The 23,131-nt window shown below is 69.7% G+C and carries 15 protein-coding genes; 7 read left to right on the top strand and 8 right to left on the bottom strand.

Going from position 1 to position 23,131, the window contains the following annotated elements; genetic code table 11:
• Positions 1 to 84: 84 nt before the first annotated feature.
• Complete coding sequence (locus IE263_RS05015) at positions 85 to 477, top strand: SCO5389 family protein (RefSeq protein ID WP_189932601.1); 393 nt, start codon at positions 85 to 87, stop codon at positions 475 to 477.
• 81 nt (positions 478 to 558) lie between these two features.
• Here the strand turns inward: IE263_RS05015 and IE263_RS05010 are convergent, their stop codons facing one another.
• The 6 genes from IE263_RS05010 to IE263_RS04985 all read right to left on the bottom strand — a co-directional run bounded on the left by IE263_RS05010 (position 559) and on the right by IE263_RS04985 (position 10,740).
• Complete coding sequence (locus tag IE263_RS05010) at positions 559 to 2,607, bottom strand: Hsp70 family protein (protein ID WP_189932598.1); 2,049 nt, start codon at positions 2,605 to 2,607, stop codon at positions 559 to 561.
• A complete protein-coding gene (locus IE263_RS05005; RefSeq protein ID WP_189932596.1) occupies positions 2,604 to 3,197 on the bottom strand; it encodes a hypothetical protein in 594 nt (197 codons plus the stop codon). The genes IE263_RS05010 and IE263_RS05005 overlap by 4 nt, the downstream gene beginning before the upstream one ends.
• Positions 3,194 to 4,885 carry a hypothetical protein gene (locus tag IE263_RS05000; protein ID WP_189932594.1) on the bottom strand — a complete coding sequence of 564 codons (1,692 nt, stop codon included), beginning with the start codon at positions 4,883 to 4,885 and terminating at the stop codon, positions 3,194 to 3,196. The genes IE263_RS05005 and IE263_RS05000 overlap by 4 nt, the downstream gene beginning before the upstream one ends.
• 143 nt (positions 4,886 to 5,028) lie before the next feature.
• Positions 5,029 to 8,604 (bottom strand): HelD family protein, encoded by a 3,576-nt coding sequence (locus IE263_RS04995; RefSeq protein ID WP_189932592.1) that lies wholly within the window; start codon positions 8,602 to 8,604, stop codon positions 5,029 to 5,031.
• Between the two features lie 171 nt (positions 8,605 to 8,775).
• The gene (locus IE263_RS04990; protein WP_229910795.1) at positions 8,776 to 9,348 is read right to left on the bottom strand and encodes an Rv1352/Rv1906c domain-containing protein; all 573 of its coding nucleotides are present in this window, start codon (positions 9,346 to 9,348) and stop codon (positions 8,776 to 8,778) included.
• Between the two features lie 159 nt (positions 9,349 to 9,507).
• Complete coding sequence (locus tag IE263_RS04985; RefSeq protein ID WP_189932590.1) at positions 9,508 to 10,740, bottom strand: DNA sulfur modification protein DndB; 1,233 nt, start codon at positions 10,738 to 10,740, stop codon at positions 9,508 to 9,510.
• A 240-nt stretch (positions 10,741 to 10,980) separates the two neighbouring features.
• Between IE263_RS04985 and IE263_RS04980 the strand changes: the two genes are divergently transcribed.
• The 4 genes from IE263_RS04980 to IE263_RS04965 all read left to right on the top strand — a co-directional run bounded on the left by IE263_RS04980 (position 10,981) and on the right by IE263_RS04965 (position 19,715).
• On the top strand, positions 10,981 to 13,182 hold the full coding sequence (locus IE263_RS04980; protein ID WP_189932588.1) for an N-6 DNA methylase: 2,202 nt from the start codon (positions 10,981 to 10,983) through the stop codon (positions 13,180 to 13,182).
• 106 nt (positions 13,183 to 13,288) lie between these two features.
• A complete protein-coding gene (locus IE263_RS04975) occupies positions 13,289 to 15,280 on the top strand; it encodes a type I restriction-modification system subunit M (RefSeq protein ID WP_189932586.1) in 1,992 nt (663 codons plus the stop codon).
• 101 nt (positions 15,281 to 15,381) lie between these two features.
• Positions 15,382 to 16,536, top strand: a complete 1,155-nt coding sequence (locus tag IE263_RS04970; RefSeq protein WP_189932585.1) for a restriction endonuclease subunit S — start codon at positions 15,382 to 15,384, stop codon at positions 16,534 to 16,536.
• Complete coding sequence (locus IE263_RS04965) at positions 16,533 to 19,715, top strand: type I restriction endonuclease subunit R (protein WP_189932583.1); 3,183 nt, start codon at positions 16,533 to 16,535, stop codon at positions 19,713 to 19,715. The genes IE263_RS04970 and IE263_RS04965 overlap by 4 nt, the downstream gene beginning before the upstream one ends.
• Before the next feature lie 60 nt (positions 19,716 to 19,775).
• Here IE263_RS04965 and IE263_RS04960 read toward each other — a convergent pair whose 3' ends face one another.
• Positions 19,776 to 19,979 (bottom strand): DUF397 domain-containing protein, encoded by a 204-nt coding sequence (locus tag IE263_RS04960; protein ID WP_189932581.1) that lies wholly within the window; start codon positions 19,977 to 19,979, stop codon positions 19,776 to 19,778.
• Positions 19,976 to 20,821, bottom strand: a complete 846-nt coding sequence (locus IE263_RS04955; RefSeq protein ID WP_229910819.1) for a helix-turn-helix domain-containing protein — start codon at positions 20,819 to 20,821, stop codon at positions 19,976 to 19,978. The genes IE263_RS04960 and IE263_RS04955 overlap by 4 nt, the downstream gene beginning before the upstream one ends.
• Positions 20,822 to 20,948: 127 nt before the next feature.
• Here IE263_RS04955 and IE263_RS04950 point away from each other — a divergent pair, with 127 nt between their 5' ends.
• Both IE263_RS04950 and IE263_RS04945 read left to right on the top strand, forming a co-directional pair.
• Positions 20,949 to 21,398 (top strand): ATP-binding protein, encoded by a 450-nt coding sequence (locus tag IE263_RS04950; RefSeq protein WP_229910794.1) that lies wholly within the window; start codon positions 20,949 to 20,951, stop codon positions 21,396 to 21,398.
• Between the two features lie 172 nt (positions 21,399 to 21,570).
• Positions 21,571 to 23,115, top strand: coding sequence for a serine/threonine-protein kinase (locus IE263_RS04945; RefSeq protein WP_373311882.1), 1,545 nt, complete (start codon positions 21,571 to 21,573; stop codon positions 23,113 to 23,115).
• The last annotated feature ends 16 nt before the right edge of the window (positions 23,116 to 23,131 follow it).

The following is a 23,131-nucleotide window of genomic DNA, read 5'->3' as shown; positions in this document are numbered from 1 at the left end:
CGCCAAGGCACGCACCCCCGCCGCGGCGCCCAACCCACCCCACCCCACCCCACCCCTCACCGCACAGACAGAACAGGCACCTTCATGTCTCTCGACGTCTCCCCTGAACTCCTCACCCAGGCCGAAACCGGCGACATACGCGAGGAGGACTTCGTGGACACGGTCCGCACCTCCCTCCCCTACGCCTACGACCTCATCGCCACCCTCGCCTCCGCCCTCCACGCCGGCATCGGCGAGTTCACCGACAACCAGACCCCGCCTCCCTCCGAGCAGGAACGCGGCCAACTCCTGCGCGCCCTCGCCAGCGACGCCATCCGCGGCAGCCTGGAACGCCACTTCGGCGTGACCCTCGCCTTCCAGAACTGCCACCGGGTGGCGGCGTTCCGGCCGGGGGCGCGGGGCGGGGAGGCGTATGGGCGGTTCACGTCCACGCGGGCGCAGGTGCTGAACCAGTCGGCGGAGTTGCGGGACTGCTGACCTTCGGACGGCGGGGCCGGCCATGCGTCCGTGCACGGCCCCGTTCCGCGTTCCTCGGGACGGGGCCGCTCAGTACGGCGCTCAGCTCCTCACGCCGGGCGGCGCAACACAGATGCGCGGCGGGAAAATCCACATGCCCTTGGTGTAGGTGGCTCCGAGGACTCGTCCGCTCTCTCGCAGCCACGGATGGCGGCGCTGCAACTCGACGTAGTTGTCGTTGGTCACGACCACCGCATCGGATTCATCCGCGATGGCGACGACCAGTGCGTCACCTTTCCCTTCCGTCCCGGCCGGCGGCTGGAGGATGTCCCCCTTGCTCAGAGCGGCGACCACGGCCGCCTTCTCCTCCTCCGCGACCTTGTGCCGGAAGGTGGCGTCGACGACCACGTGGATGTCCGCTTCGGGGAACTTCTTGGCGAGCGCCGCACGAGCACCCAGGAGTTGGGCGAAACTCGGCCGGTCGCCCTCCTCGTACACGCCGGGCCGGCTCGGTGAACGGCCGATCCAGGCGAGGTTGGAGCCGTCGACCACCAGAGTGCGGATGTAGTCGCCCTTCTCCGGGCTACCGACCTGGGAGCGCTCGGCAGCGAGACGAACCCCCTTCTCGCCACCGTTGCCCGGCAGAAGCGGAGACGACACAGGCTTGGCCGTCAGGAGGTCGTCGAGTTCTTTGCGCACCTCAGGAGTCGCCCCACCGGAGCCGAAGCTCTTCACCTCCTCGTCCACAACGACCTCGCCGGTGTGCTCCAGGGTGGCCTTCACATGCAGCAGCCCGTCGGAGTCATAGGTGTACTCCAGGTCGAACCGGGACTCCTCGCGTACCCGGGGCGTCCGGTAATTCAGGGTCAACTCGGTGAGCTGCACGTTGTCCGAGTCGGAGAGCTCCTTGTCGGGGTCTCCTTCCCAGATCTCCACCGTCAGCTTGCGTTCGTGGTCGCGCTTCGGCGTGTAGCTCTTGCGCTCGCTCCACGGCAACGGCGAGTTCCGGGGGATGATCTCGCTGAACCTCCGGCGCCCGTCTTCCATGACGACGGTGCCCAGCGCATGGCTGTTGGCGACCTGGATGACTCCGGGTGTCTCCTTCGCCAGCACGGCCGCCGCAATGGAGGCGCCACGGGCCACGGCCGTCATCGGATCGCACAGCTGGGTCGGGACAGGCTCCATCTGCAAGGCCTCGGCGACCGCGGCCCGCACGCTGGGGATCTGGCTGGTGCCGCCGATCATGAGGACGTCGTCGACGTCGAGCGGTGCCATGTGCAGAGTCCGCAAGCACTCCTCGACCGGGGCCAGGGCACGGTCGACCAGGTCGGTGATGGCATCCTCCAGTTCCTCCTGGAAGATCTCCACCTCCTTGTCGTCCGGCGTCCTGACCCGCACGGAGGGCTGCGAGGAGAGCAGAATCTTGCTCCGCTCGATGTCGAGCCGGAACTGACGCTCCTGAGCGGGAGTCCACTCGCGCCGGGCCGGTGCCCGGTCCAGGACGAGCTTTCTCAGCCGTCTGTCGATCTCGAGTCCGCCGAGTTCCGTCACACCGCGCGAGGCCCGCTCCTCGAAGAAGCCGTCCTCGTAGTCGAGAACCGTGACGTCGATGGTTCCGCCACCCCAGTCGAACACGAGGATCTGCGCATCCTCGCGCATGTCGTGCACGTACGAGATGGCTGCGGCGGTCGGTTCGTTGAGGAGTGCCTGCACGTCGATGCCGGCGAACCGGGCGGCCGCACGCGTGCGGTAGCGGGCCGCACCGGTGGCGTTGGCGGGCACAGTGATGACGGCCCGGTCGATCTCCGTGAGGTTGTGCCGCGCGCCATCCCTCATGGCGGTGAACACGCCTGCGGCCGCAGTCGTGGCGGCGAAGCGCCGGCCCTGGACGTTCACGTACTCGTCGCTCTTGAGGAGCCGCTTGCACGCCTCCGCGGCTTCCTCGGACCGGAGCTTCGCCTCCCATCCAAAGAGCGGGCCGCTGCGCAGCGAGCTCATGCCGACCACCGACGGGAAGAGGAACTCGAAGCCCGGCCGACGCCAGTCCGCGTCAAGGTGGTGGGCGTCGAGCGGCAGCACCTCGACGTCGTCGCCCTGCCACTGCGCCACGACGGAGTTGGTGGTGCCGAAGTCGATTCCAGTGGCCGTCACGCCTTGTCCCCCTTCGTGGCTGCGTCCTGCTCTCCGGTCCCGCTGTCGGGCTGCGTGCCCGGGCGGAACACCCGCCGCAGTTGCCCCGACAGGATCAACTTGCCAGTCGCCTGGTCAACATAGGCGGGCCGCACGACCTCGAACCCGTCCCCCTCGCCCTCGACGACAACGAAGTGCTCTCGTTCGTCGGCCGACTCAACGACTCGCACTCCGGAGTCGACGAGCGACGCCCGGACGGCGCGGCGCAGGCTCAGGGCGGACATGCCCGTCGTCCAGCTGGTGGCGTCCGTCTCCACCAGCCGTGCCACGTACTCCTCCCGAGTCCGGAACGCCTCGAGCACGGCCTGGCGCAGCACCGCGCTCACCTCGGAACCGGTGGGGCGCTGCTCCTCGGGCAGTTCGCCCAGCAGCTCCCGGGTCCGCTCCGTGAAGCGCGAGAGCAACTCCGCGGGACTCAGCAGTTGTTCGGGCCGATAGGTACGAAGTTCCATCTCCGCCTCCCAGGCCCGGGCCTGCTTGCGGTGTTGGTGGCCCGTGGGCTTCTTGACGGACTTCGCAGCCGGCTTCTTACCCGGCTTCTTGGTGCTCATGATGTGGTCCTGTGCTGGTGGTCCGGGCGCCGGGGCGCGTTGAGCAGGGTCGGAAGGAGATCGGTCAGAGCGCGTCGCCGCACGATCTCCACGTCGTCGGGGTTGTCGGGCATCGTCCGCCGTGGCATCGGCTCGACCGGCGGCACCAGCGTGACGGGCGGGTCGTCGGGGAGGCGGAACGCCTCTTCGTCCAGAGGCAGGACGAAGAAGTCCGACCAGTCCTCCTGCAGCTCGGCCTGCTGGATGCGGCGCATGGCACGGTTCAGCCGGGCGGCCTCCTCACGGTCGTCCGCGAACTCCCGACGGAGATCGCGGTATCGCTGTTTCCAGACGGGTGACTGGTGGGGCAGTCCAAGTTCGAGATACGGGTTGGAGGGATGTGGCCGGTCGTTCCGCGCCCGCGCCCGTCGTCTCCCGAGCAGGTCCCGGTTGTGCTCCGCCCGTGGGTAGTCCTCTGCGATGCGGTCGAGCGCGGCGAGCGCCCCGTCCAGGTTCTCGTCGAGGAGCGCGAGGTAGGCGGACATGTTCCAGGCCTCGGCGGTGTGCCGTTGCTCTCCCTGCTCGTGCTCCACGAGGAGTTCCACCTGTGCTCGCGCCCTCCTGAGCTCGCCTGCACAGATGGAGTCGTAGGCGTGCCGCAGGGCCGCCAGTGCGTGGAAGGCGCTGCGCCGCGGGGCGACGGCGGCCTTGGGCTCCCACAGCGCCGACATGAGCCGCCACAGCCCGCGGTCGGCCAGGATGTCCGTCGGCCAGTTGCCGGTGAGGGCGCCGTCCCGGACCTGACGCAGTCTGATCACGAGATGGCGCGGCAGGACGTACTCCAGTCCCTTGATGGCGCCTGTATCTCCCTCGGCGGCCCGTTGGAGCAGGCCATAGAGGTCTTCTTCCCCGTCGTCGCCGGTCTCGCCCGCGAGGTTCGCACCCTCCTCGCTCACCCCGTCAATGTCCTCACCATCGAGGAAGCGCCGGCGCCTCAGGTACTCCTGCCACCCGAGGGCTTCGGCCGTGCCTCGGTCCACCTGCTCGGGGGCGATGCGTGCCCGCAGATAGTCGTGTTCGCCCGCGTCGGGCCGCACGCTCCAGGGTTCTGCGTCGCTCGTGATCACACCCGCGTCGATCAGGTCGTCCACGACCCCCATGGGCGCCCAGGGCAGAATCCGGGCGCACACCGCGGGCGACAGTCCGGCGAGGCCGTCATGGCGGAGGGCGTACTGCGCGGCGAAGGCGCCCGACGCGTCCTCCGAGAGGGTGGGGCGGATTTCCCGTGGCACAGCGGTCGGTTCGGGGCTCATGAGGTGTTCGAGCCGGGCCTGACCAGGAAGGGTCAGCCACGGCAGCCCAGCCTCGTGGACGACGACCATGGCGGACGCGACGTCGTCGGGCTCGCCACGCTCGAGCACGGCCCGTACCGCTGACGGCAACTGTGCGACCGGGTCTCCGTGAAGGCACTGGGTCAGCACCTGCAGCGCCCAGTCGGGCGCGGTTCCTTCGGCGGACCGGGCGTTGACCAGATCGGTCAGGAGCCGTTCCACACGTCGCACCGCGTCGGTACCGAACACTCCGGCCCTGCGCCATCTGCGCAGCGCGAATCCGTCCGGGTCCCCCGTCTGCGATACGGCGGCCTCCGGTCGCAGTCGGCGCGCCCGGCGCCGCTCGCGCCATGCGTCGACCATGTCAGCCCGGGACATGGACGCGTCCAGCCCAGTGCCCGGAGCGGGCCTTTCCTCATTCACCATCTGTTCTCACATCGCTCACCCGGGCCCCGTCCCGCCGCTGTCGGGGTCGATGCCCGGTCCGTTCCCGCCCCTGTACCGCCGTGCCGTCACCCGGCTCAGAGCATGTCGGCCTCGTCAGGCCTCTCCGGCCGGATCCGTGATGCGGCGGGTCCGGCCCATCCCGAGCCGTCCCGCCAGGCCAGACCGACGCTGAACGCCCGGTCGGCGGCGTCGGCGGCCCAGGACTGCGCCGGTGGCTCGGGAAGTACGACGACCAGGTACTCGGCGGGTCCCCGGGGGTGCAGGCAGGAGGCTTCCAGCAGGTGCAGGGCCGCCTCACGGATCCGCTCGTACTCCGGGGCGTCTTCGGCCAGCGCGTCGAAGAGTGTGGTGCCGTCGGGGCCGTGCGTCCAGGCGTCGACGTATGCGCTGTCGCCCACCTCGTCGAAGCCCTCGTAGAGGTCGGCCAGCAGCCGGTGGCGCAGGCTTTCGTGGGCGCGGCGCGAGCGGGCCTTCCGCTCGCGTTCGGCGACCGTGCCGACCAGGCCGAGTTCGCTCGCCGGGGCCGTGACGGCGCTGGTGGAATCGCCGTCGGTGCTGGTCGTCGACATCTCGTCCCTTTCCTGTGGGGGTTCGCCTCCGGGTACCGGTTCACCCTCGTGTTCGGGTTGGTCGGTCTGCGGCGCGGCGAAGCCCCGGTAGATCTCGGTGCCGGTTCTGCGGACAGTCGTCAGGACCCGGCCGTCGGAGCGCAGCCACCACTGGCCGTGCTCGCCTTCCACGACCGGGCGCTCCCCCACCCACTCGATGCGGCCCGTCCCCAGGTCGGACGCGAGGTCCTCCCGCAGCCGCTGGACGAACTCGTCGTCGGGCAGTTGCGAGCACTGGGCGAGACGCTCGTATGTGATGCAGGCACCCACGGTGACGTGCAGATCAGGGATGCTCAGCCCGCGCACGGCGTGCTCGTAGGCCAGGCCGGGGCCGGCCTTGGCCTCAGGCGTGGTGAGTACGGATCGCCGTGCTCCGCGTGCCTGATGACCGATCCTCGAAGGCACTCCCGCCGCCACCTGCGCGTAACTGCGCTCGGGGTGAGCGGTCAGGTACGCGGTGACGGCACGCGCGTCGGCATCCAGGACGAGACGGTAGCCCTCCAGGTCGAGGAGCCACCCGCCCTCGGTGCGGAGGTGGCGGCCCTCGGCCAGGAAGGGGGCCAGCATCGCGTGGAGTTCCACGGCCGCCTCGCCGAGGCTGCCCCGGTGCCGGACCACGAAGGCTCCACAGGCGGCCGAGGTGATGCGGACGCCGGAGACGCGTTCCGGGGACAGTTCCAGTCGTGCCTCGGTCACTCCTTCCTTGGGGACTCCGAGGTAGCCGGTCCTGCCCAAGGGCGCGGGCTCCGCGGTGCGGAAGCCCGCGCAGCCCGGTTTCCGGCACCAGCCGTCCGGTTGCCGTGTCTCGTTCTCGCACCGGGTCCCGTCCGCCCGGTAGCGGGTGCACAGGCCGGACCCTCCGTGCGGGCTCTTCCTCCGGCCGACCTGAGCCATGAACTGCCTGGGCGTGGGCACCGGGTTCCGCGGCCCTCCGATCCACCGCGGCAACGGACGCTGGTGCACCACGGTCAGGGACTGGGTGCATCGGGTGAGCGCCACGTACAGGCGACGTGGTCCGGCCACCTCGTCCGCGGCGATCGCCGCGGGTTCGACCACAACGACGTGGTCGAACTCCAGGCCCTTGGCCTCCTCGGGGGTGAGCACCGAGACCGGTCCCGGCGCGGGAACGGCCCCGGCCACGGTCTCCTTCCAGTCGGCTGCTTTCGGGACGATCACGGCAGTCGTACGGCCATTTCCGGCGCCGTCCGGCCCCGAGGCGAGGGCGGCTGCGTGCTCGGCGGCCCGCAGTGCCGGGTCGTCGGCCTGGACGACGGCTACGGCGGTACCCGTCCGTCGTACGGAGTCGGGCACGCCGACCCCCGGAGCGCAGTGTGTGCCGAGGGGGCGCACGTAGTCCATGACCTCGCCTGGCACCCGGAAACCCGTCAGCAGTTCGGCGACCCGCCAGCCGTCCCGGCCGGTGAGCGTCGTACCGAGTTCCTCCCAGTCCTGGTAGGGGAAAGGCCCGGTCGCCTGGGCGAGGTCTCCGAGGATGGTCATGGACCCGCTGGGGCAACGGCGGGCGAGGGCCCGCGCCTGCATGGGCGTGAGGTCCTGCGCCTCGTCGACCACGACATGCCCGTAGGTCTGCTCGGGCCGCCCCGACAACAGGAAATCCAACTCGTCCAGGCATACCAGGTCTTCGAGGCTCGGCTCGGCTCCGGAACGGGTGCGTGCCGAACCGTCCTGATGAGTGACAAGCACCGCCTGTTCCTCAGGGGTGAGGATGCCGTCCGCGGCCGCGGCCAGCACGGCGGCGCCGGAGAGCAGGCGGCGCAGCACGTCGCGCGCCGACAGCTCGGGGGCGATACGCCGCACGAGGCGGGCGACGGGACGCAGTTGACGGATCTCGGCGAAGTAGTCGCTGTCGGCGGGGCCCGGCAGCAGACCCACGTACGCCTCGGTGAGGTGCTGCACGAGCTGTCGGACGCAGCCTTCCCGGCGTACCTGGTAGGGACTGTCGCCGGAGAGCGCGGCGGCCGCGATGTCGGCGAGTTCCGCGACGGGCACCTCGACTTCCCGACGACGGAGCTCGAAGGTGAACGTCGGCCCACCGACGAGGGCTTCGAGCCGCTCGGCCGTGACGGTGGTGAGGTTGTCGACGACACGGCGCAGGACGCGGGTCATCCGGGCGTCGGACTTGATGACGGCGACGTGGTGCGGATCGTGGCCGGCGCTGCCTCCCGACCACAACGCGGGCAGGTCGAGCATGGTCACACCGCTGCTGCCCAGTTCCACGAGGGCGCTCGCCGCGTACTCGAGGAAGCCGCGACTGGGCCCGAGCACCAGGACGTCGTCGGCGGCCGTATGCCGGTTGTCCAGCAGCCAGCTCACCCGGTGCAGGCCGACGGCCGTCTTGCCGGTACCGGGCCCGCCCTGGACGATCAGCACCCCACCGGGCTGCTCGGTCACCAGCCGGAGCTGGTCGCGCTGGATCGTCTCGACGATGTCGTGCATGGCACCGTCGCGCGCGCGGTCGAGCTCGTCGAGCAGCGGGTCGGTCCACTCGGGTTCGGTGAGCGGGCCGGCGGGGTCTTCGGCTACCTCGGCCTTCTGCGCGTCGGACTCGTTCGGCACTTCGGAAGGGCGCGGCTGACGGCCCCCCTGAAGGTCCAGAGGCTGTCGTCCGCTCCCGCCGCCACTGTCCCTGCCGTGCAAGTCGAAGTACCGCTTGACGACGCGCTCGTCGCAGACGATCTGGCGCAGCAGGCGCACGTCCCCCGGCTCCTGCTCACTGGTCAGACGCCATTCGACCGCGGCTGGGGCGTTCCAGGAGATGACGGCGAGGTTGCGTTCCGCGTCGTACACCGCCCGTCGGCCGATGTAGAACGTCTCGGAGCCGGCTCCTTCGTCCACGTCGGCCCTCATGAACACGAGGGAGTTGCCGCCGAGGTCGAGCCTCTCCAGCTCACGCTGCCAAGCGCGGTTGGCGTCGATCGCGTCCTTACCGCTGGCGGAGGCCGCTACGTCCTTGAGTTCGGCGACCTCGCGTCGTGCGCGTTCGAGGCAGTGGTAGGCGTGGTCGACAGCTCGCTGTTCCATGGCAAGGACATCCGCCCGACGTGCGCGCTTCGCCATGCTGTCCGTTCTGCCCTTCTCCTGCGGTGGTGCTACGCCGTTTCCGGAAGAGACCACGGGCGTCGGCGCATTCTTCGACTCCGTCGACGCCCCTCCGGTTGCTGTGATGCTCGTCACTTCACGCAACGCGGGGAGTCAGGACACCCTCTTCCACTCCTGGCACCGGTTGGTCTTGAAGTACTCGCCCTTGTTGAGCGTCACCCGCCCCGGCCCCTCCAGGTTGTTGTTGGCGATGATCGAGCCGAACTCCCCGCTGGCGTCCTTGGCCCGCTCCCAGTAGCAGCCGAACTCGCCTTCAGGGCCGGCCGTCTTGTAGGTCCCGGGCTTGATGTCCTCGCCGACGAGGTACTCGCCCTCGCCCGAGAAGGTGGTCGCCGGGCCGACCGGCTCGGCCTTCTTCGGCTGGGCGGTGACCGTCTCGGTGACCGTGGGGGCGGGGGCCGCCTCCCCCGGCGCCGTCTCGGTGACGGTCACCGTCGGGCGGGGTCCGGCCTTCGTGTCGCTGGTCTCGCCGGACGCCGGCTCACCGCCGGCGGCGCCGATTCCGATGCCGACGAACAGGGCGACGGCAGCCGTGGCACCGTACTTGATCCGCTGTCTGTTGCGGACCGGGAGGTTGGGGGGAGCCTGCGGAGCCGGCGGCGTCGGGCCCCAGCCGCCCTGCGGACCGTGACCGTGCTGCGGCGGGTTGGGGGTCGGGTTCGTCATGGTGTGCTCCGTTCGGTGATGCCTGACCGGATCGGGAGGTGCCGGGTCGAGGCGGTTCGTGAGGTGGTGGTCGTACCGCGTGGCGCGGTCTGCCCCTGCAGGGTCCGTCGGGCGGCGCGGACTTCGGGTACACGCGCCGCCGGGTTGGCGGGGCACGGCTCAGGTCGACAGTCCGCGGATCTGCCGTCCGGCCTCGGTCGCCGGGTAGAGGACGGCGTCGGCGACGCGGCCACCGGAGTCCCGGACGCCACCGCTGAAGTTCAGGCGGCCGGAGGGGCCCGCCTTGGCGGCGACGCCGTCCCAGTAGGCCGCCTCGCGCTCCCAGCGGATGTCGCCGAGCAGCCGGTCCAGTTGCTCGATGCCGATGCGGGAGGCCGCGTCGCTCCACGACATGGTGTGGTGGGCGGCGATGCCGACTCCCGCGAGGACGGCGGGCGCCGTGAGGGCACTGCGGCTCGCGAAGTCGGGGAACCGCTCGGAGATCAGCCGCGACAGCAGCTGTACGACGGCGGCCTCGACCTCCTCGGGCCGGGTGCCGGCGGGCAGTTCGTCCTCGTGCACCGACTCGGCGGAACGGGCGATGCCGCCCCGGCCGTAGACGGCGGTGACGACGAGGGCGCGCAACGCGGACAGCGTGACGACCTCGCGGTCCCCGCGCGAAAGCTGCCGCTTGCTCGCGTTGACGAGCCTGCCGAACGGCACCCGCTGCCCGTCGACCTCGACCTTCACGGAGTCGGCGACGACGTGCGCGAGCCGGGTCCCGAAGTCCCGCTGGTCCATGGACATGGCCAGGTTCTTGGCGACGGCCACGCCCTGGACGTTGCGGTCGTAGAAGATCTGCCGCGCGTCCGACGGGGCGAGGTCGACGTACAACTCGAACGGGACGCGCACGCGGGCGAGTTCGGGGTGCGTCAGGCCGTACGTCTCGGGGTCGTCGTACAGGTCGTGCCAGGCGGTGGTCTGGGTCTCCCCGTCGATGGCGACGACCATCGTGCCCGGCGCGACGGTGAGGGTGCGCAGCCCGCTGCCGGGGACGAGTTCGTCGCTGATCGCGGCGAGTGGTCCGGCGTGCCACAGGGTGATCGGCGGCGTGGACCAGGCGGCGCCCAGCTCGCCCTTGAGGCCGGCGGCGATGTAGTCGGCGTACGGCCCGACGTTCCTGCCCTTCTGCGACGACTTCAGCGTCCGCTGCACGGTCGCCCTCAGCTCGGCGTGGCGGCGCACCAGGCCCGAGGCGGCCTTCAGCTTCTTCGGGTCCTCCTCGGCGCGCGGCGACGGCACGAGCTGGACGAGCGTGGGCACGGACATCGTTCCGACGGCGGCGTCGTCGCGGAACGGCATGACGGTGAGCTGGGTTCCCTCGATGGCGCCGGTCGGCATGGTGAGGCGCATGGAACTCCCCCCGGAGTGGTCTGAGCGGGCGCGGACAGCACCCGCTGCGGTATCGCCCGGCGTGCCGGACCGGCACGACAGGACGGCACACCGCCGGCAGAAGACCTGCCGGACGGCCGCTTCCCACCGGAAGCACTCACAGATAAGCATGCCACTGAAAGCACCGTCAAACACGTTGACAGATTTGACGAGTGCTGTAGGTTGTTGACGTCCGCTACCGAGAGAGCCAGGACTCCACCCATGTCGCAGCCATCCGCCCAGGTGACCGCCGCCGAGATCTCCCGCATCGCGGGGGTCACGCGTGCCACGGTCAGCAACTGGCGTCGTCGGCACGACGACTTCCCACCGCCGTCCGGCGGCACGGACAGCAGCCCGCTGTACGACCTGGAGTCGGTGCGTGCCTGGCTCGCCTCGCGCGGCCAGGTCTCGGCGGCGAACCCGTCGGAGGAACTGCGGACGACCCTCCGCCTGCACGCGCAGAGCGGTGGTGGTACATCGGACCTCCTGCTCCTCGTCCTCGCGGCGGCGGGCCGCTCACCGGAGGAGCTGACGGCCACCGCGCAGTTGCCGGACTCCGACCTCCTCACCCGCGCCCAGCGCGATGTGGCCACCGCGGCCGACGCCGTGCCGGCCGCGGACGCCGTCCGCTTCAAGGCGGACGACGCGGCGGTGCTGCGCGCGCTGTACGCGTGTGTACGTGACGAGGGAGGCCAGGCCGCGCTGGGCGTGCTGGCGGAGCGGGAGCTGGAGGACAGCGCCGCGTCCGGCGCGTACCGGACCCCCGAACCGCTCGCGGACCTGCTGGCCGGCCTGATCCCCGGTCCGCCGGTCCGCGTCCTCGACCCGGCCTGCGGCAGCGGTACCCTCCTGGCGGCCGCCGCCCGACGGGGCGCCCGCGAGCTGTACGGGCAGGACACGCTCCCCGTGCAGGCCCGGCGCAGCGCCGTGAGCCTGATGCTGACGGCCCCGGAGGCCACGGTCACCGTGCGTGCCGCCGACAGCCTCCGCGCGGACGCCTTCCCCGGCCTCGTCGCCGACGCGGTGCTGTGCAATCCGCCGTTCGGTGTCCGCGACTGGGGTCACGACGAGCTCGCGTACGACCCTCGCTGGGCGTACGGCGTACCGCCCCGCGCCGAGTCGGAGCTGGCGTGGGTGCAGCACGCGCTCGCCCACCTCACCCCCGGCGGCCACGCGGCCCTGCTCCTGCCGCCGGCCACGGCCGGCCGCGCGTCGGGCCGTCGCGTACGGGCGGAGCTCGTCCGCAGCGGGGCCCTGCGCGCGGTGATCGCGCTGCCCGTCGGCGCGTCGGTGCCGCTGCACGTCGGTCTGCAGATCTGGGTCCTGCAACGGCCCGAACCGGGCGGTCCGGAGCGCAAGTCGGTGCTGTTCGTGGACACGGCGGAGATGTCGGCGGGGGCCGGGGGCGCCGGTACGGCCGTCGGAGCCACCCGTGTCCGGGGCGGCGGGGGCCGGTCGGCGTCCCTGGACTGGGCCGGGATCACCGCGCGGGTCCTCGGGGCGTGGCGGGCGTTCGCGGAGAGCCCGGACACGTTCGAGGGCGAACCCGGTGTCGCGCACGCCGTCGGCGTGGTGGACCTGCTCGACGAGGTCGTGGACCTGACCCCGGCGCGGCTCGTGCGGGCGTCACGGGCCGAGGTCGATCCGGCGGAGCTGTCGGCGGAGGTCGACGGAGCGCGCCGCGGTCTCGTCGAGGCGGCGAAGTCCCTGGCTCAGGCAGCCGGCCACGAGGAGTGGAGCCCCGCGGGAGCCACGGCCCGCGAGTGGCGGACCGCGACGGCTTCCGACCTCGCGCGCGGTGGGGCGCTCACCCTGCTGCGGACGGTGCCGGAGGGCGCGCGGGGCCGTGCGGACGACGGTACGGAAGCGGCGGAAGGCGCGGACCGGGAGCCCGGGACCCGCGCGGTCCTCACCGCCTCCGACATCGCGCGCGGGTCGGGCCCCACGGGCGACCCGGCGGAGCTGCGCAGCGTCGCGGCCCCCCTGGTCGCCGCCGGGGACGTCCTCGTCCGCGCGGTCGCGAGCGGGGACGGCCCGATGGCCCGGGTCGCGGGCGAGGAGGACGCCGGCGCACTGCTCGGCCCCCACGTCCACCTCTTCCGGCCGGACCCGGCACGCCTGGACGCCTGGTTCCTCGCCGGGTTCCTGGGCGCGGAGGAGAACATCGCGGGCGCGTCGTCGGGCAGCACGGTCCTGACAGTCAGCCCCGGCCGGCTGCGCGTACCGCTGCTGCCGCTGGAGGAGCAGCGGCGGTACGGGGAGGCGTTCCGGCACGTGCACGAGCTGCGGGCGGAGGCTCGGCGGGCGACGCGGCTGGCGGAGGAGACGGCGCGGTTGCTGGCGGGCGGGTTGACCGGGGGGCAGCTGCTGCCCTCACGGGAGACGGCGGAGGCACGTGGCCGGGATGGCGATTCGCCCCATTAGGCACGTAGGCCCTCACACATAGACCACACTTGTCGGACCGCCCCGGCCTGCTGCATCGGCTCGGGCGGTGGGGTTGGGACATTTCGGAAGGAATTCGGGGATCCAGTTGAACAGCAGTAAGCACACGGAGTTGGCGAACCACGCGTGGTCCGTCGCCGACCTCCTGCGGGGGGACTACAAGCAGTCTGACTACGGCAAGGTCATCCTGCCGTTCACGGTGCTGCGGCGCCTGGAGTGCGTGCTGGAGCCGACCCGCGAGAAGGTCGCGGAGATCGCGGAGCAGCACAAGGACAGCGGGATCGACCCGGACCGCTTCCTGCGGCGGGCCTCGGGCCACTCCTTCTACAACAAGTCCAGCCTGACCCTGAAGAAGATCGCGGACGACCCGCAGAACGCGGCACAGAACCTTCAGGTGTACGTGGGGGCGTTCTCCGACAACGCGCGGGGCGTGCTGGAGCGCTTCGAGTTCGCTCAGCAGATCAAGCGGCTGGACAGCGCCGGGCTGCTCTACAAGGTCATCGGCAAGTTCACGGACCTGGACCTGCGCCCCGAGGTCGTGCCCAACCACAACATGGGCTACATCTTCGAGGAACTGATCCGCCGCTTCGCGGAGCAGTCCAACGAGACGGCCGGTGAGCACTTCACCCCGCGCGAGGTCATCCAGTTGATGGTGCGGCTGCTCGTCGCTCCGGACGGTGACGCGCTCCAACTGCCCGGTACGGTGCGCACGGTCCTCGACCCGGCCTGCGGCACGGGCGGCATGCTCTCCGCGATGGACGACCTCATCACCGAGTTCAACGAGGACGCCACGGTGGAGGTGTACGGGCAGGAGCTCAACCCCGAGTCGTGGGCGATCTGCCGGTCCGACCTCATGATCAAGGGCCAGAACCCGGAGAACATCGCCTTCGGCAACTCCTTCTCCGACGACGGCCACGCCCGCAAGACCTTCGACTACATGCTGGCCAACCCGCCGTTCGGCGTGGAGTGGAAGAAGGTCAAGGAGGAGGTCGAGCACGAGCACAAGTCGCTCGGCGAGGCCGGCCGCTTCGGGGCGGGGCTGCCGCGCATCAACGACGGCTCGCTGCTGTTCCTCCAGCACATGATCTCGAAGATGAAGCCGATGGATGTGAACGGCGGGGGCGGCTCGCGGCTGGCGATCGTTTTCAATGGCTCGCCGCTCTTCACGGGCGCGGCCGGCTCGGGCGAGTCGGAGATCCGCCGATGGATCCTGGAGAACGACTGGCTGGAGGGAATCGTCGCCCTGCCGGACCAGCTGTTCTACAACACCGGTATTTCGACGTACTTCTGGGTCCTGACCAACCGCAAGAGCCCGGACCACAAGGGCAAGGTCGTGCTGCTGGACGCGCGTGACCAGTGGCAGAAGATGCGGAAGTCGCTGGGCGACAAGCGCAAGGAGCTGGGCAAGGAGCACATCGCGACGGTTGTCAAGCTGTACGGCGAGGCCCTGTCCGTGGTGGACGACCCGGAGCATGCGCTGCACGGCAAGGTGAAGGTCTTCGCCAACGAGGATTTCGGCTACCAACGGATCACGGTCGAACGGCCGCTGAAGCTGCGGTTCGAGGTGACACAGGAGACGCTGGCGGCGCTCGAGGCGTCGAAGGTGATCCAAAAACTGCCGCAGGCTCCGGTGCTGGCGGACGCCTTCAAGTCCCTGATGGGCATGAACTGGGGTACGAAGCAGGAGGCTTGGCTCGCCCTTAAGGACGCGGTGGTGCAGGCCGGCGGGACCTGGCCCACTGGGGCGCCGTTCAACAAGGCTCTGCGGGACGTGATCGGAGTGCGGGACCCGGAGGGCGAGGTGCAGCGCGTCAAGGGGCAGCCTGAGCCGGATGCTGAGCTTCGGGACTACGAGAACGTGCCGTTGGGTGAGGACATCGAGGAGTACCTGGAGCGGGAGGTCCACCCACATGTGCCGGACGCATGGATCGACGGAAGCAAGACAAAGATCGGATACGAGATTCCGTTCACGCGGCACTTCTACGTGTACGAACCCCCGCGGCCGTTGACTGAGATCGACGCGGAGCTGAAAGCAATGGAAGCGGAGATCCAGCAGCTCCTGAGGGAGGTCACGGAATGATTTTTCCCACGCACTGGACAACCCCGCGGGCACGGTACGTCTTCTTCCACCGGGACCTGCGAGGGGTTGATGCTCCTCTGGCCTCGGCCACGAAAGACGGGGTGACGCTCCGCACCGACCTCGGCTTTTCCGTGTGGAATCCCGACTCGAACGTCAGCAATTACAAGCTGGTGGAGCCCAACGACTTCGTGATCGGGCTGCGTTCCTTTCAGCACGGCATTTCACACTCGACGGTTCGCGGTATCGTCAGCCCCGCTTACACGGTCCTGAGGGCGGCACAGGGTGCAGATCCGTGTTTCTATAAGCACTATTTCCGATCCGGACTGCTCGTCTCACAGCTAGCCAACATCACGCAGGGGATCAGGCAGGGACAAGCGATTGACATCGAGGCATTCAAGAACCTGCGTGTTCCCATGCCTCCGCTGGAAGAGCAGCGCCGCATCGCAGACTTCCTTGACGCCGAGACCGCTCGAATCGACGCAGTGACGGACAAGCGAAACGCCCAAATGGCAGCCTTGGATGAACGAGAACTGGCAATAATCGGCCGCATGCTCTCCGGGGAGGCCACACCAACCGATGGGCAAGCGACAGGGTGGCCATGGCTTCCATGGGTTCCAAAATCCTGGCTGATTGGCCCGGTTTACGCGTACTTCTTCACCGAACTCGGAAAGATGCTGGATCCCGCCCGAACAGCTGGCCAGACTCAGCGACCCTACCTTCGCAATGCGAACGTGCACTGGTATGAGATCGATACATCAGACATGGCCACAATGCACTTCGAGGCTAATGAGGTACGACGCTATTCTGTACAGCCTGGCGACCTCCTTGTCTGCGAAGGCGGGGCAGGCGTGGCGGAGGCGGCCGTATGGGATGGCCGGATTGCAGAATGCTATTTCCAGAAGTCACTGCACAGAGTCAGGCAAGCCGGGAATGTCCCTGTAGAGTGGCTGATGCTTTGGCTGAGGTATGCCAAGTCGTGTGGTGTCTTCGATGCAGACGGCAACATCGCTACGATTCCACACCTCACTGGCGAGCAGTTGCGTCAGTACCGAATCCCCATTCCTCCCGACAGTGCAGCGATAACGAAAGATACTTTGCGAGCTATCGATGCCTCGGCTGCATTGCGGCGACGCCTCGGTGAGGCTCAGAAGCTTCTCGCAGAACGTCGTCAAGCCCTCATCACCGCCGCCGTAACCGGCCAGTTCGACGTATCCACCGCCAGCGGCCGCAACGTAACCGAAGGAGTAACCGAATGAGCCCCGTGCACGACGAGTCCTCCTTCGGGTCCGCCATCGTTGCCGCCCTCTGTGAGCGAGGCTGGCGGGAAGCGAACCCTGAGGACTACCAGGCCGACCTCGGCCTAGACACCAACGAGCTCTACACCTTCATCGGCGCGACCCAGCCCGACGAATGGAATGAACTCCTCACCGTCTACGGCGGTAACCCCAACGAGGCGCAGCGCGGTTTCGCGCAGCGTCTCGACCGGGCCATAGCCGATGACGGCCTGCTCCACGTCCTCCGCAACGGCGTCAAGGACCGAGGCGTCCGTCTCCGCGTCGCCTACTTCAGGCCCAACCTCGTCTCCGCCGACTCCGTCCTCGACGGTTACCGGGCCAACCGCCTCACCGTCGTCCGCGAACTCCCCTACGCCACCAAGCAAGCCGACTGGGGTCACCGCCTCGACCTCACCCTGTTCCTAAACGGCATCCCAGTCGCCACGGCCGAGTTGAAGAACCCGCTCACCGGTCAGGGCGTCGAGCAGGCCAAGGAGCAGTACCGGACCGACCGCGACCCGACCGAGCTGATCTTCACGCGGCGGGTCATCGCGAACTTCGCCGTCGACCCGGACCTGGTCTTCGTCGCCACCCAACTGCGCGGCAAGAGCACCCGGTTCCTGCCCTTCAACACCGGCTCGAACGGCCCCGGCCAGCCCGGCGGATCCGGGAACCCGGCGCCCACGGCCCACGGCACGTACGCCACCTCCTACCTCTGGGAACAGGTCTGGCAGCGGGACAACTGGCTCGACCTGCTCCAGCGTTTCGTGCACCAGCAGAAGCACAAGACGCCCGGCGGCGGCACGACGAAGTCGACGATCTTCCCCCGCTTCCACCAGTGGGACGTGGTCCGGAAGCTCACCGCGCACGCGTCCGTCCACGGCGCCGGCCAGAACTACCTGATCATGGCCTCCGCCGGCTCCGGCAAGTCGAACACCATCGGCTGGCTGGCTCACCGCCTCAGCGACCTGCACGCCCGCCGGGATCCGCACGTTCTCAGGCCCGATGCCCTGGCCGACGGCCGCATCAAGCCGGGCGAGCCTGTCTTCGACAAGGTCATCGTCATCACCGACCGCCGCGCCCTGGACGCCCAGCTCTCGGCGACGGTCGGCAGCTTCTCGCAGACGGACGGCCTGGTCGTGAAGGTCGACGAGAAGCACGGCGCGAAGAGTGAGCAGCTCGCCCGCGCGCTCTCCCGGGACACCGGCAAGATCGTCACGGTCACCCTGCACTCGTTCCCTGCGCTGCTGGACTACATCAAGCGCAACCCGACCGAGATCAAGGGCACCCGCTTCGCGATCATCGTGGACGAGGCGCACTCCTCCCAGTCCGGCGACGCCGCCACGGCAGTCAAGTCGGCCCTGCGCGACCTCGGCCTGGACGCCGACTCGGACGACGAGGGTGCGACCACGGTCACCGTGGACGACAAGCTGAAGGCGAAGGCGGTGGAACGCTCCCGCGCCACCAACCTCTCCTACTTCGCCTTCACCGCGACACCCAAGTCCAAGACGCTCGAACTCTTCGGCACCGAAGGCGTGGAGAACGGCAAGCCTGTCTACCGCCCCTTCCACACGTACTCCATGCGCCAGGCCATCGAGGAGGGCTTCATCCTCGACCCCCTGCGCAACTACGTCACGTACAACACGTACTGGAAGCTGGCGAACCTCAACCGCGACGAGAAGGAGGTCGACCCCTCGAAGGCGAACAGCCTGCTCGCCCGGTTCGCGCTCATGCACGAGCACACGGTGTCCCAGCACGCCCAGGTGATCGTCGAGCACTTCGTCCGCCACACCCGCGGTCGGCTCGGCGGACGGGCCAAGGCCATGGTGGTCACGGCCTCCCGCCACTCCGCCGTGCAGATGGCGCGGGCCATCCGGAGTTACATCGCCGACGTCGAGTACGACACCAAGTACCCAGACCTGGGCGTCCTGGTCGCCTTCTCCGGATCCCTCACCATCGACGGCGAGGAGACCACCGAGAGCAAGGAGAACGGCGGCCTGCCGGAGAGCGCGCTGCCGAAGGCGTTCGGCTACACCCGCGCCGACGACAAGGCCGCGAAGGCCGGCGGCAAGGGGCAGCAGGAGTACCGGATCCTGGTCGTCGCCGAGAAGTACCAGACCGGCTTCGACCAGCCGCTCCTGACGACGATGTACGTCAACAAGACACTGACCGGCATCGCCGCCGTGCAGACGCTCTCCCGCCTCAACCGCACCGCGGAACGCAAGTCCCAGGCCGACCTCGCCGTCCTGGACTTCGTCAACGAGGCCGAGGACATCCAGGACGCCTTCCGCCCGTACTTCGAGGAGGCGCACACCCTGCCCTCCGACCCCAACCTCCTCTACACGGCCCAGAGTCGCGTCATGTCCGCGCCGGTCATCTCCGAGCAGGACATGGACGAGTTCGTCGCCGCGTACCTCGACGCGCAGGAGAAGGCGGCCGGCTCCCAGTCCAAGTGGGAGAAGCTCCACGCCGAGCTGTACCGTCTCCTGTCTCCCGCCGTCACCCGCTTCTCCGCCCTCCTGGAGAGCGACGAGGAGGACGACGTCGAGACCGCCGAGGACTTCCGTGCCAATCTCAACGACTACGTCCGCAAGTACGGCTTCCTCGCGCAGATCGTCCCCTACCAGGACGCCGAGTTGGAGCGCCTGTACCTCTACGGCCGCTACCTGCTCAACCGCCTCCCGCGCCTCGCCGACGGCGGAGTCGACATAGGCGAGGTCGACCTGAGCCACCTGCGCGTCGAGAAGACCGGCGAGCACGACGTGTCCCTCAGCCCTGAGGGCGCGGCCGAGCTCAAGGGATTCGGCGACGCAGCGGGCGGCGCCAAGGACGCCGAGAAGTCACTGCTGTCCGAGCTGATCGAGAAGTTCAACGCCAAGTTCGGCACGGAGTTCACCGAGGAGGACGTCCTCCCGGCCTTCAACGCCACCAAGAAGGACCCGAAGGTCCGGGCCGCCGCCCTCGTCAACGACGAGGAGAACTTCGGCATCGTCTTCGACAAGAAGTTCGAGGAGAACATGATGGACCATGTCTCCACCATCGACACCCTCGGCAAGCGGTACTTCGGCACCGACCGGGACTTCAAGTCCAACCTCGACCGCAGTGCCCGCCGGGCCGCCTGGCGGATGATCCGCCGGGAGGAGGGGCTGGAGGACTTCTGACGCGCTCGGGGCCCGGTGCGGCACGCGCACCAGGCCCCGTTCGTCATACGTCCGCCGGGTTCAGCGTCCGGCGACCAGTCCCACGAAGTCGGCCCAGGCCTCGGTCCCGATGGCCAGCCGATCCCCTTCCGGTCGCTTGGAGTCCCGAACCATGATGGCTCCCGGAACGGCAGCGACTTCCAGACACTCGCCGCCGCCACCTGTGCTGTAGCTGCTCTTGCACCAGGCGGCTTCTGGCACGGCGTGCGCTATGCGAACGCTCATGGCTCTCCCAACAGTTTCTCGATGAAGGCGGATGACTCGCTCGGCGTCAAGGCCTGTGATCGGAGGATGCCATACCTGGCCTCCAACTCACGCACCTTGGCCGCCTCGGTGTACAGCCGACTGTCGTCCTGTACTTCCGCGTACGCGATGCGCTGGCCCTTGTCCGTGTCGATCAGCGTGAACGGACCGCCCAACGCAGCGTTGTCCTCGCGATCGGTCGGCATGACCTGCACCTCGACATGCCGCAACTGTGCTGTCAGCAGGATCTGTTCCAGCGTTTCCCGCATCACCTTCCGACCGCCCAACGGCCTCCGCAGGACCGCCTCTTCGATCACGAAACTCATCAGCGGCGCGGGCCTCCGACTGAACACTTGCTGTCGAGCCAGGCGAGCGTCAAGGCGCTGCTCGATGACCTCGTCGGGCAGCAGGGGGCGCTGCATTTGGAAGACGGCCCGTGCGTAGTCCTCCGTCTGCAACAGACCCGGCACCGCGTACACCGCGTACAGGTTCAGCGCCGTTGCCTTGGCTTCCAGGCGAGCCGCGTCCCGGAAGTAGGCCGGGTACTGAGCCTTCCCCACCTCCTCCTTGAGGGCCGTCAGAACACCCCCGGCCCCCAACACCTCATCCGCCCTCTCGATGAACCGGGCCTGCGGAATCCGTCTCCCCTGCTCGATCGACGCCACCGTGTCCGCCGAGTACCCGAGCCGCCTGCCGAACTCGGCCCGCTCCAGTCCCGCCCGCGTCCGCAGCAGCTTCAACTGCCGCCCGAACGCGGTCACGACGCCCGTCCCCGGATCGTCCTCCGGCCGCTGCTGCGGCTGCCCCGCTTCCTCGTCCCGCACGGTCACCGTCTTGCCGCCTCTCCCCTGCGTACCGCCACGTACAGCGCCCGCGCCCGCCCCGTACGACGGATCGGCGTCAGCGCGTCACCACTGGTCACGCTACGCCACGGAACGCCACCGTGAGTGCATGACCGCAACACAACCACCCCTCACCGCCCGCCGGTTCGCGATGCGCTTCAGCTCGACCCCGCGCGGCGCCCGCCTCGCCCGGCGGCTGTGCGGGCACCGGCTCGACGCCTGGGGCCTCCCGTACGGCAGCGACGCGCACGACACCGTCACCCTCGTCGTGGCGGAGCTGTGCGCGAACGCCGTACGGCACGGGCATGTGGCCGGCCGGGACTTCCACGTCCTGCTCACCGCGGACCCGGCCACCGGCACCGTACGCATCGAGGTCAGCGACACTCGCGGTGAACACCTCCCCCGCGTTCCCTCACCGGAGGAGGACGGCCCCGGAGACGGTGGGCGCGGGCTGCTCCTCGTCGAGGCGCTGGCCGACCGCTGGGGCTGCACCGCACGCGCCGGCGGGGGCCCGGGCAAGACCGTCTGGGCGGAGTGCTACGCCCCCGGCCTGGCCTGATGCCGTAGGCGACCCGCGGCCTGGCTGGACGTGCCGAAGCCCCACCCGCGACACTGATCCCCGAGCACATCGAAGACCACTTCGGACACTCGACGGGGGCGGGGGCCAGGTGCCGGACGTACGGCGGATCGCGGGACGCTACGAGCTGCTGGAGCAGTTCGGCCAAGGCGGCATGGGGGATGTGTGGCGGGGTTACGACGCCGTCCTGGACCGGCCGGTCGCCGTGAAGCTGATCCGCCCGCAGGCCGTGACGTCACCGCACCTGGCGGAGGAGTTCGAGAAGCGGTTCCGGCGCGAGGCGCGGATCACCGCGCGGATCCAGCACCCGGGTGTGCCACAGGTGTACGACGCGGTGCTCGACGAGTCCTACGAGCAGTTGTTCCTGGTGATGGAGCTGGTCGACGGCGTGCCGCTGACCGCGTACGTGCACCCGGAGCGGCCACTGCCCGTCAGCTGGGCGGTGGCCGTGGCGGCACAGGTGGCGACCGTGCTGTCGTACGCGCACGACGTGCCCGTGGTGCACCGTGACCTGAAGCCGGGCAACATCCTCGTCGCGCGGGACGGCACCGTGAAGGTGCTCGACTTCGGCATCGCGGCCATCCTGCAGACGGACGTCACCAGGCTGACCGCGACCGGCAGCCCCATCGGGACGCACCAGTACATGGCGCCGGAGCAGGTGCGCGGCGGGCGGGTCACGCCGCGCACCGACCTGTACGCGCTGGGGTGCGTGCTGCACGAACTGCTCTGCGGACGCGTTCTGTTCAGCGGGGACGGCGAGTTCCACCTGATGATGCAGCACGTCAACGCGACACCGACGCCGCTGCGCCAACTGCGGGCCGATGTGCCGACGGAGCTGGAGGAGCTGGTCCTGCACCTGCTCCGCAAGGCGCCCGAGGCGCGTCCGGCGGACGTACAGGAGGTGTACGAGCGGCTGCGGCCGTTCCTGCCGCCGCCCGGGGAGGAGTCCGCGCCCGGGGAAGCGGGGCCCGCCGGGGCGCCCGATCCGACCGGCATCTTCCGCCGTCCTTACGCGCCCCGCTCACGCGTCGGCGCCTCGGGCGCTCGGCCCGCCGGAGCCGCCGCCGGGGTCGACGCGCCGCCCGCCGTTCCCGCGGCCGAACGGGAGGCGCTACGAGAACAGATCCGCGAGGTCCACGAGCACTACCGGGCGTTGATGGAGGAGGATCGCTACGCGCAGGCCGCCGAAGTGGTCGGCGAGATGATCGAGCCGGCCGCGCGTGCGCTCGGCTCAGAGAGCAAGGCGGTGCTCGGGCTGCGCAGGCGGCGGGCGTTCAGCTGGCAGCTGGCCGGAGACCACCGCGCCGCCCTGCCCGAGTTCGAGGCGCTCGCCGACGCCTACGGACGCGTCAGCGGCCCGAGCAGCGAGGACGCCCGGGAGAGCCGGGCTCAGGCAGCCCGCTGCCGCGGGGAACTCGGCCAGGTGACCGAGGCGTTGGCCGGCCTGAACGGCGTCCTCGACGTCGTCCGTTCCGTGGACGGCGACGTGAGCGAGGAGGCCGTCGAACTGCGCCGCGACATCGGCATGCTGCTGCTCGCGCAGGGGCGGACGGCGGAGGCGTTCGACGTCCTGGACCCGCTGCACGCCGACCTGTGCATGGTGTGGGGACCGGACGACGAGCTCACGGCCGAGGTGGCCGAGACGCTGGCGGTGATCCGTCTGGATCTCGACGGCGGCGCCGCCGGTTCGCCTACCTGACCTGCCCCTTTCTCCC

The sequence above is a fragment of the Streptomyces aurantiogriseus genome (genome assembly GCF_014649375.1).
In the GTDB taxonomy this organism is placed as follows: Bacteria; Actinomycetota; Actinomycetes; order Streptomycetales; family Streptomycetaceae; genus Streptomyces; species Streptomyces aurantiogriseus.
The sequence above is the reverse complement of the archived record's forward strand: the minus strand, read 5'-3'. Positions and strand labels throughout refer to the sequence as shown.

Excerpts from the sequence above, each read along its gene's own strand:
- IE263_RS05000 (WP_189932594.1), bottom strand. The coding sequence starts at position 4,885 with ATGTCCCGGGCTGACATGGTCGACGCATGGCGCGAGCGGCGCCGGGCG.
- IE263_RS04995 (WP_189932592.1), bottom strand. The coding sequence starts at position 8,604 with ATGGAACAGCGAGCTGTCGACCACGCCTACCACTGCCTCGAACGCGCA.
- IE263_RS04985 (WP_189932590.1), bottom strand. The coding sequence starts at position 10,740 with ATGCGCCTCACCATGCCGACCGGCGCCATCGAGGGAACCCAGCTCACC.
- IE263_RS04960 (WP_189932581.1), bottom strand. The coding sequence starts at position 19,979 with ATGAGCGTTCGCATAGCGCACGCCGTGCCAGAAGCCGCCTGGTGCAAG.
- IE263_RS04965 (WP_189932583.1), top strand. The coding sequence starts at position 16,533 with ATGAGCCCCGTGCACGACGAGTCCTCCTTCGGGTCCGCCATCGTTGCC.
- IE263_RS04945 (WP_373311882.1), top strand. The coding sequence starts at position 21,571 with ATGGGGGATGTGTGGCGGGGTTACGACGCCGTCCTGGACCGGCCGGTC.
- IE263_RS04990 (WP_229910795.1), bottom strand. The coding sequence starts at position 9,348 with ATGACGAACCCGACCCCCAACCCGCCGCAGCACGGTCACGGTCCGCAG.
- IE263_RS05005 (WP_189932596.1), bottom strand. The coding sequence starts at position 3,197 with ATGAGCACCAAGAAGCCGGGTAAGAAGCCGGCTGCGAAGTCCGTCAAG.
- IE263_RS04950 (WP_229910794.1), top strand. The coding sequence starts at position 20,949 with ATGACCGCAACACAACCACCCCTCACCGCCCGCCGGTTCGCGATGCGC.
- IE263_RS05015 (WP_189932601.1), top strand. The coding sequence starts at position 85 with ATGTCTCTCGACGTCTCCCCTGAACTCCTCACCCAGGCCGAAACCGGC.
- IE263_RS04980 (WP_189932588.1), top strand. The coding sequence starts at position 10,981 with ATGTCGCAGCCATCCGCCCAGGTGACCGCCGCCGAGATCTCCCGCATC.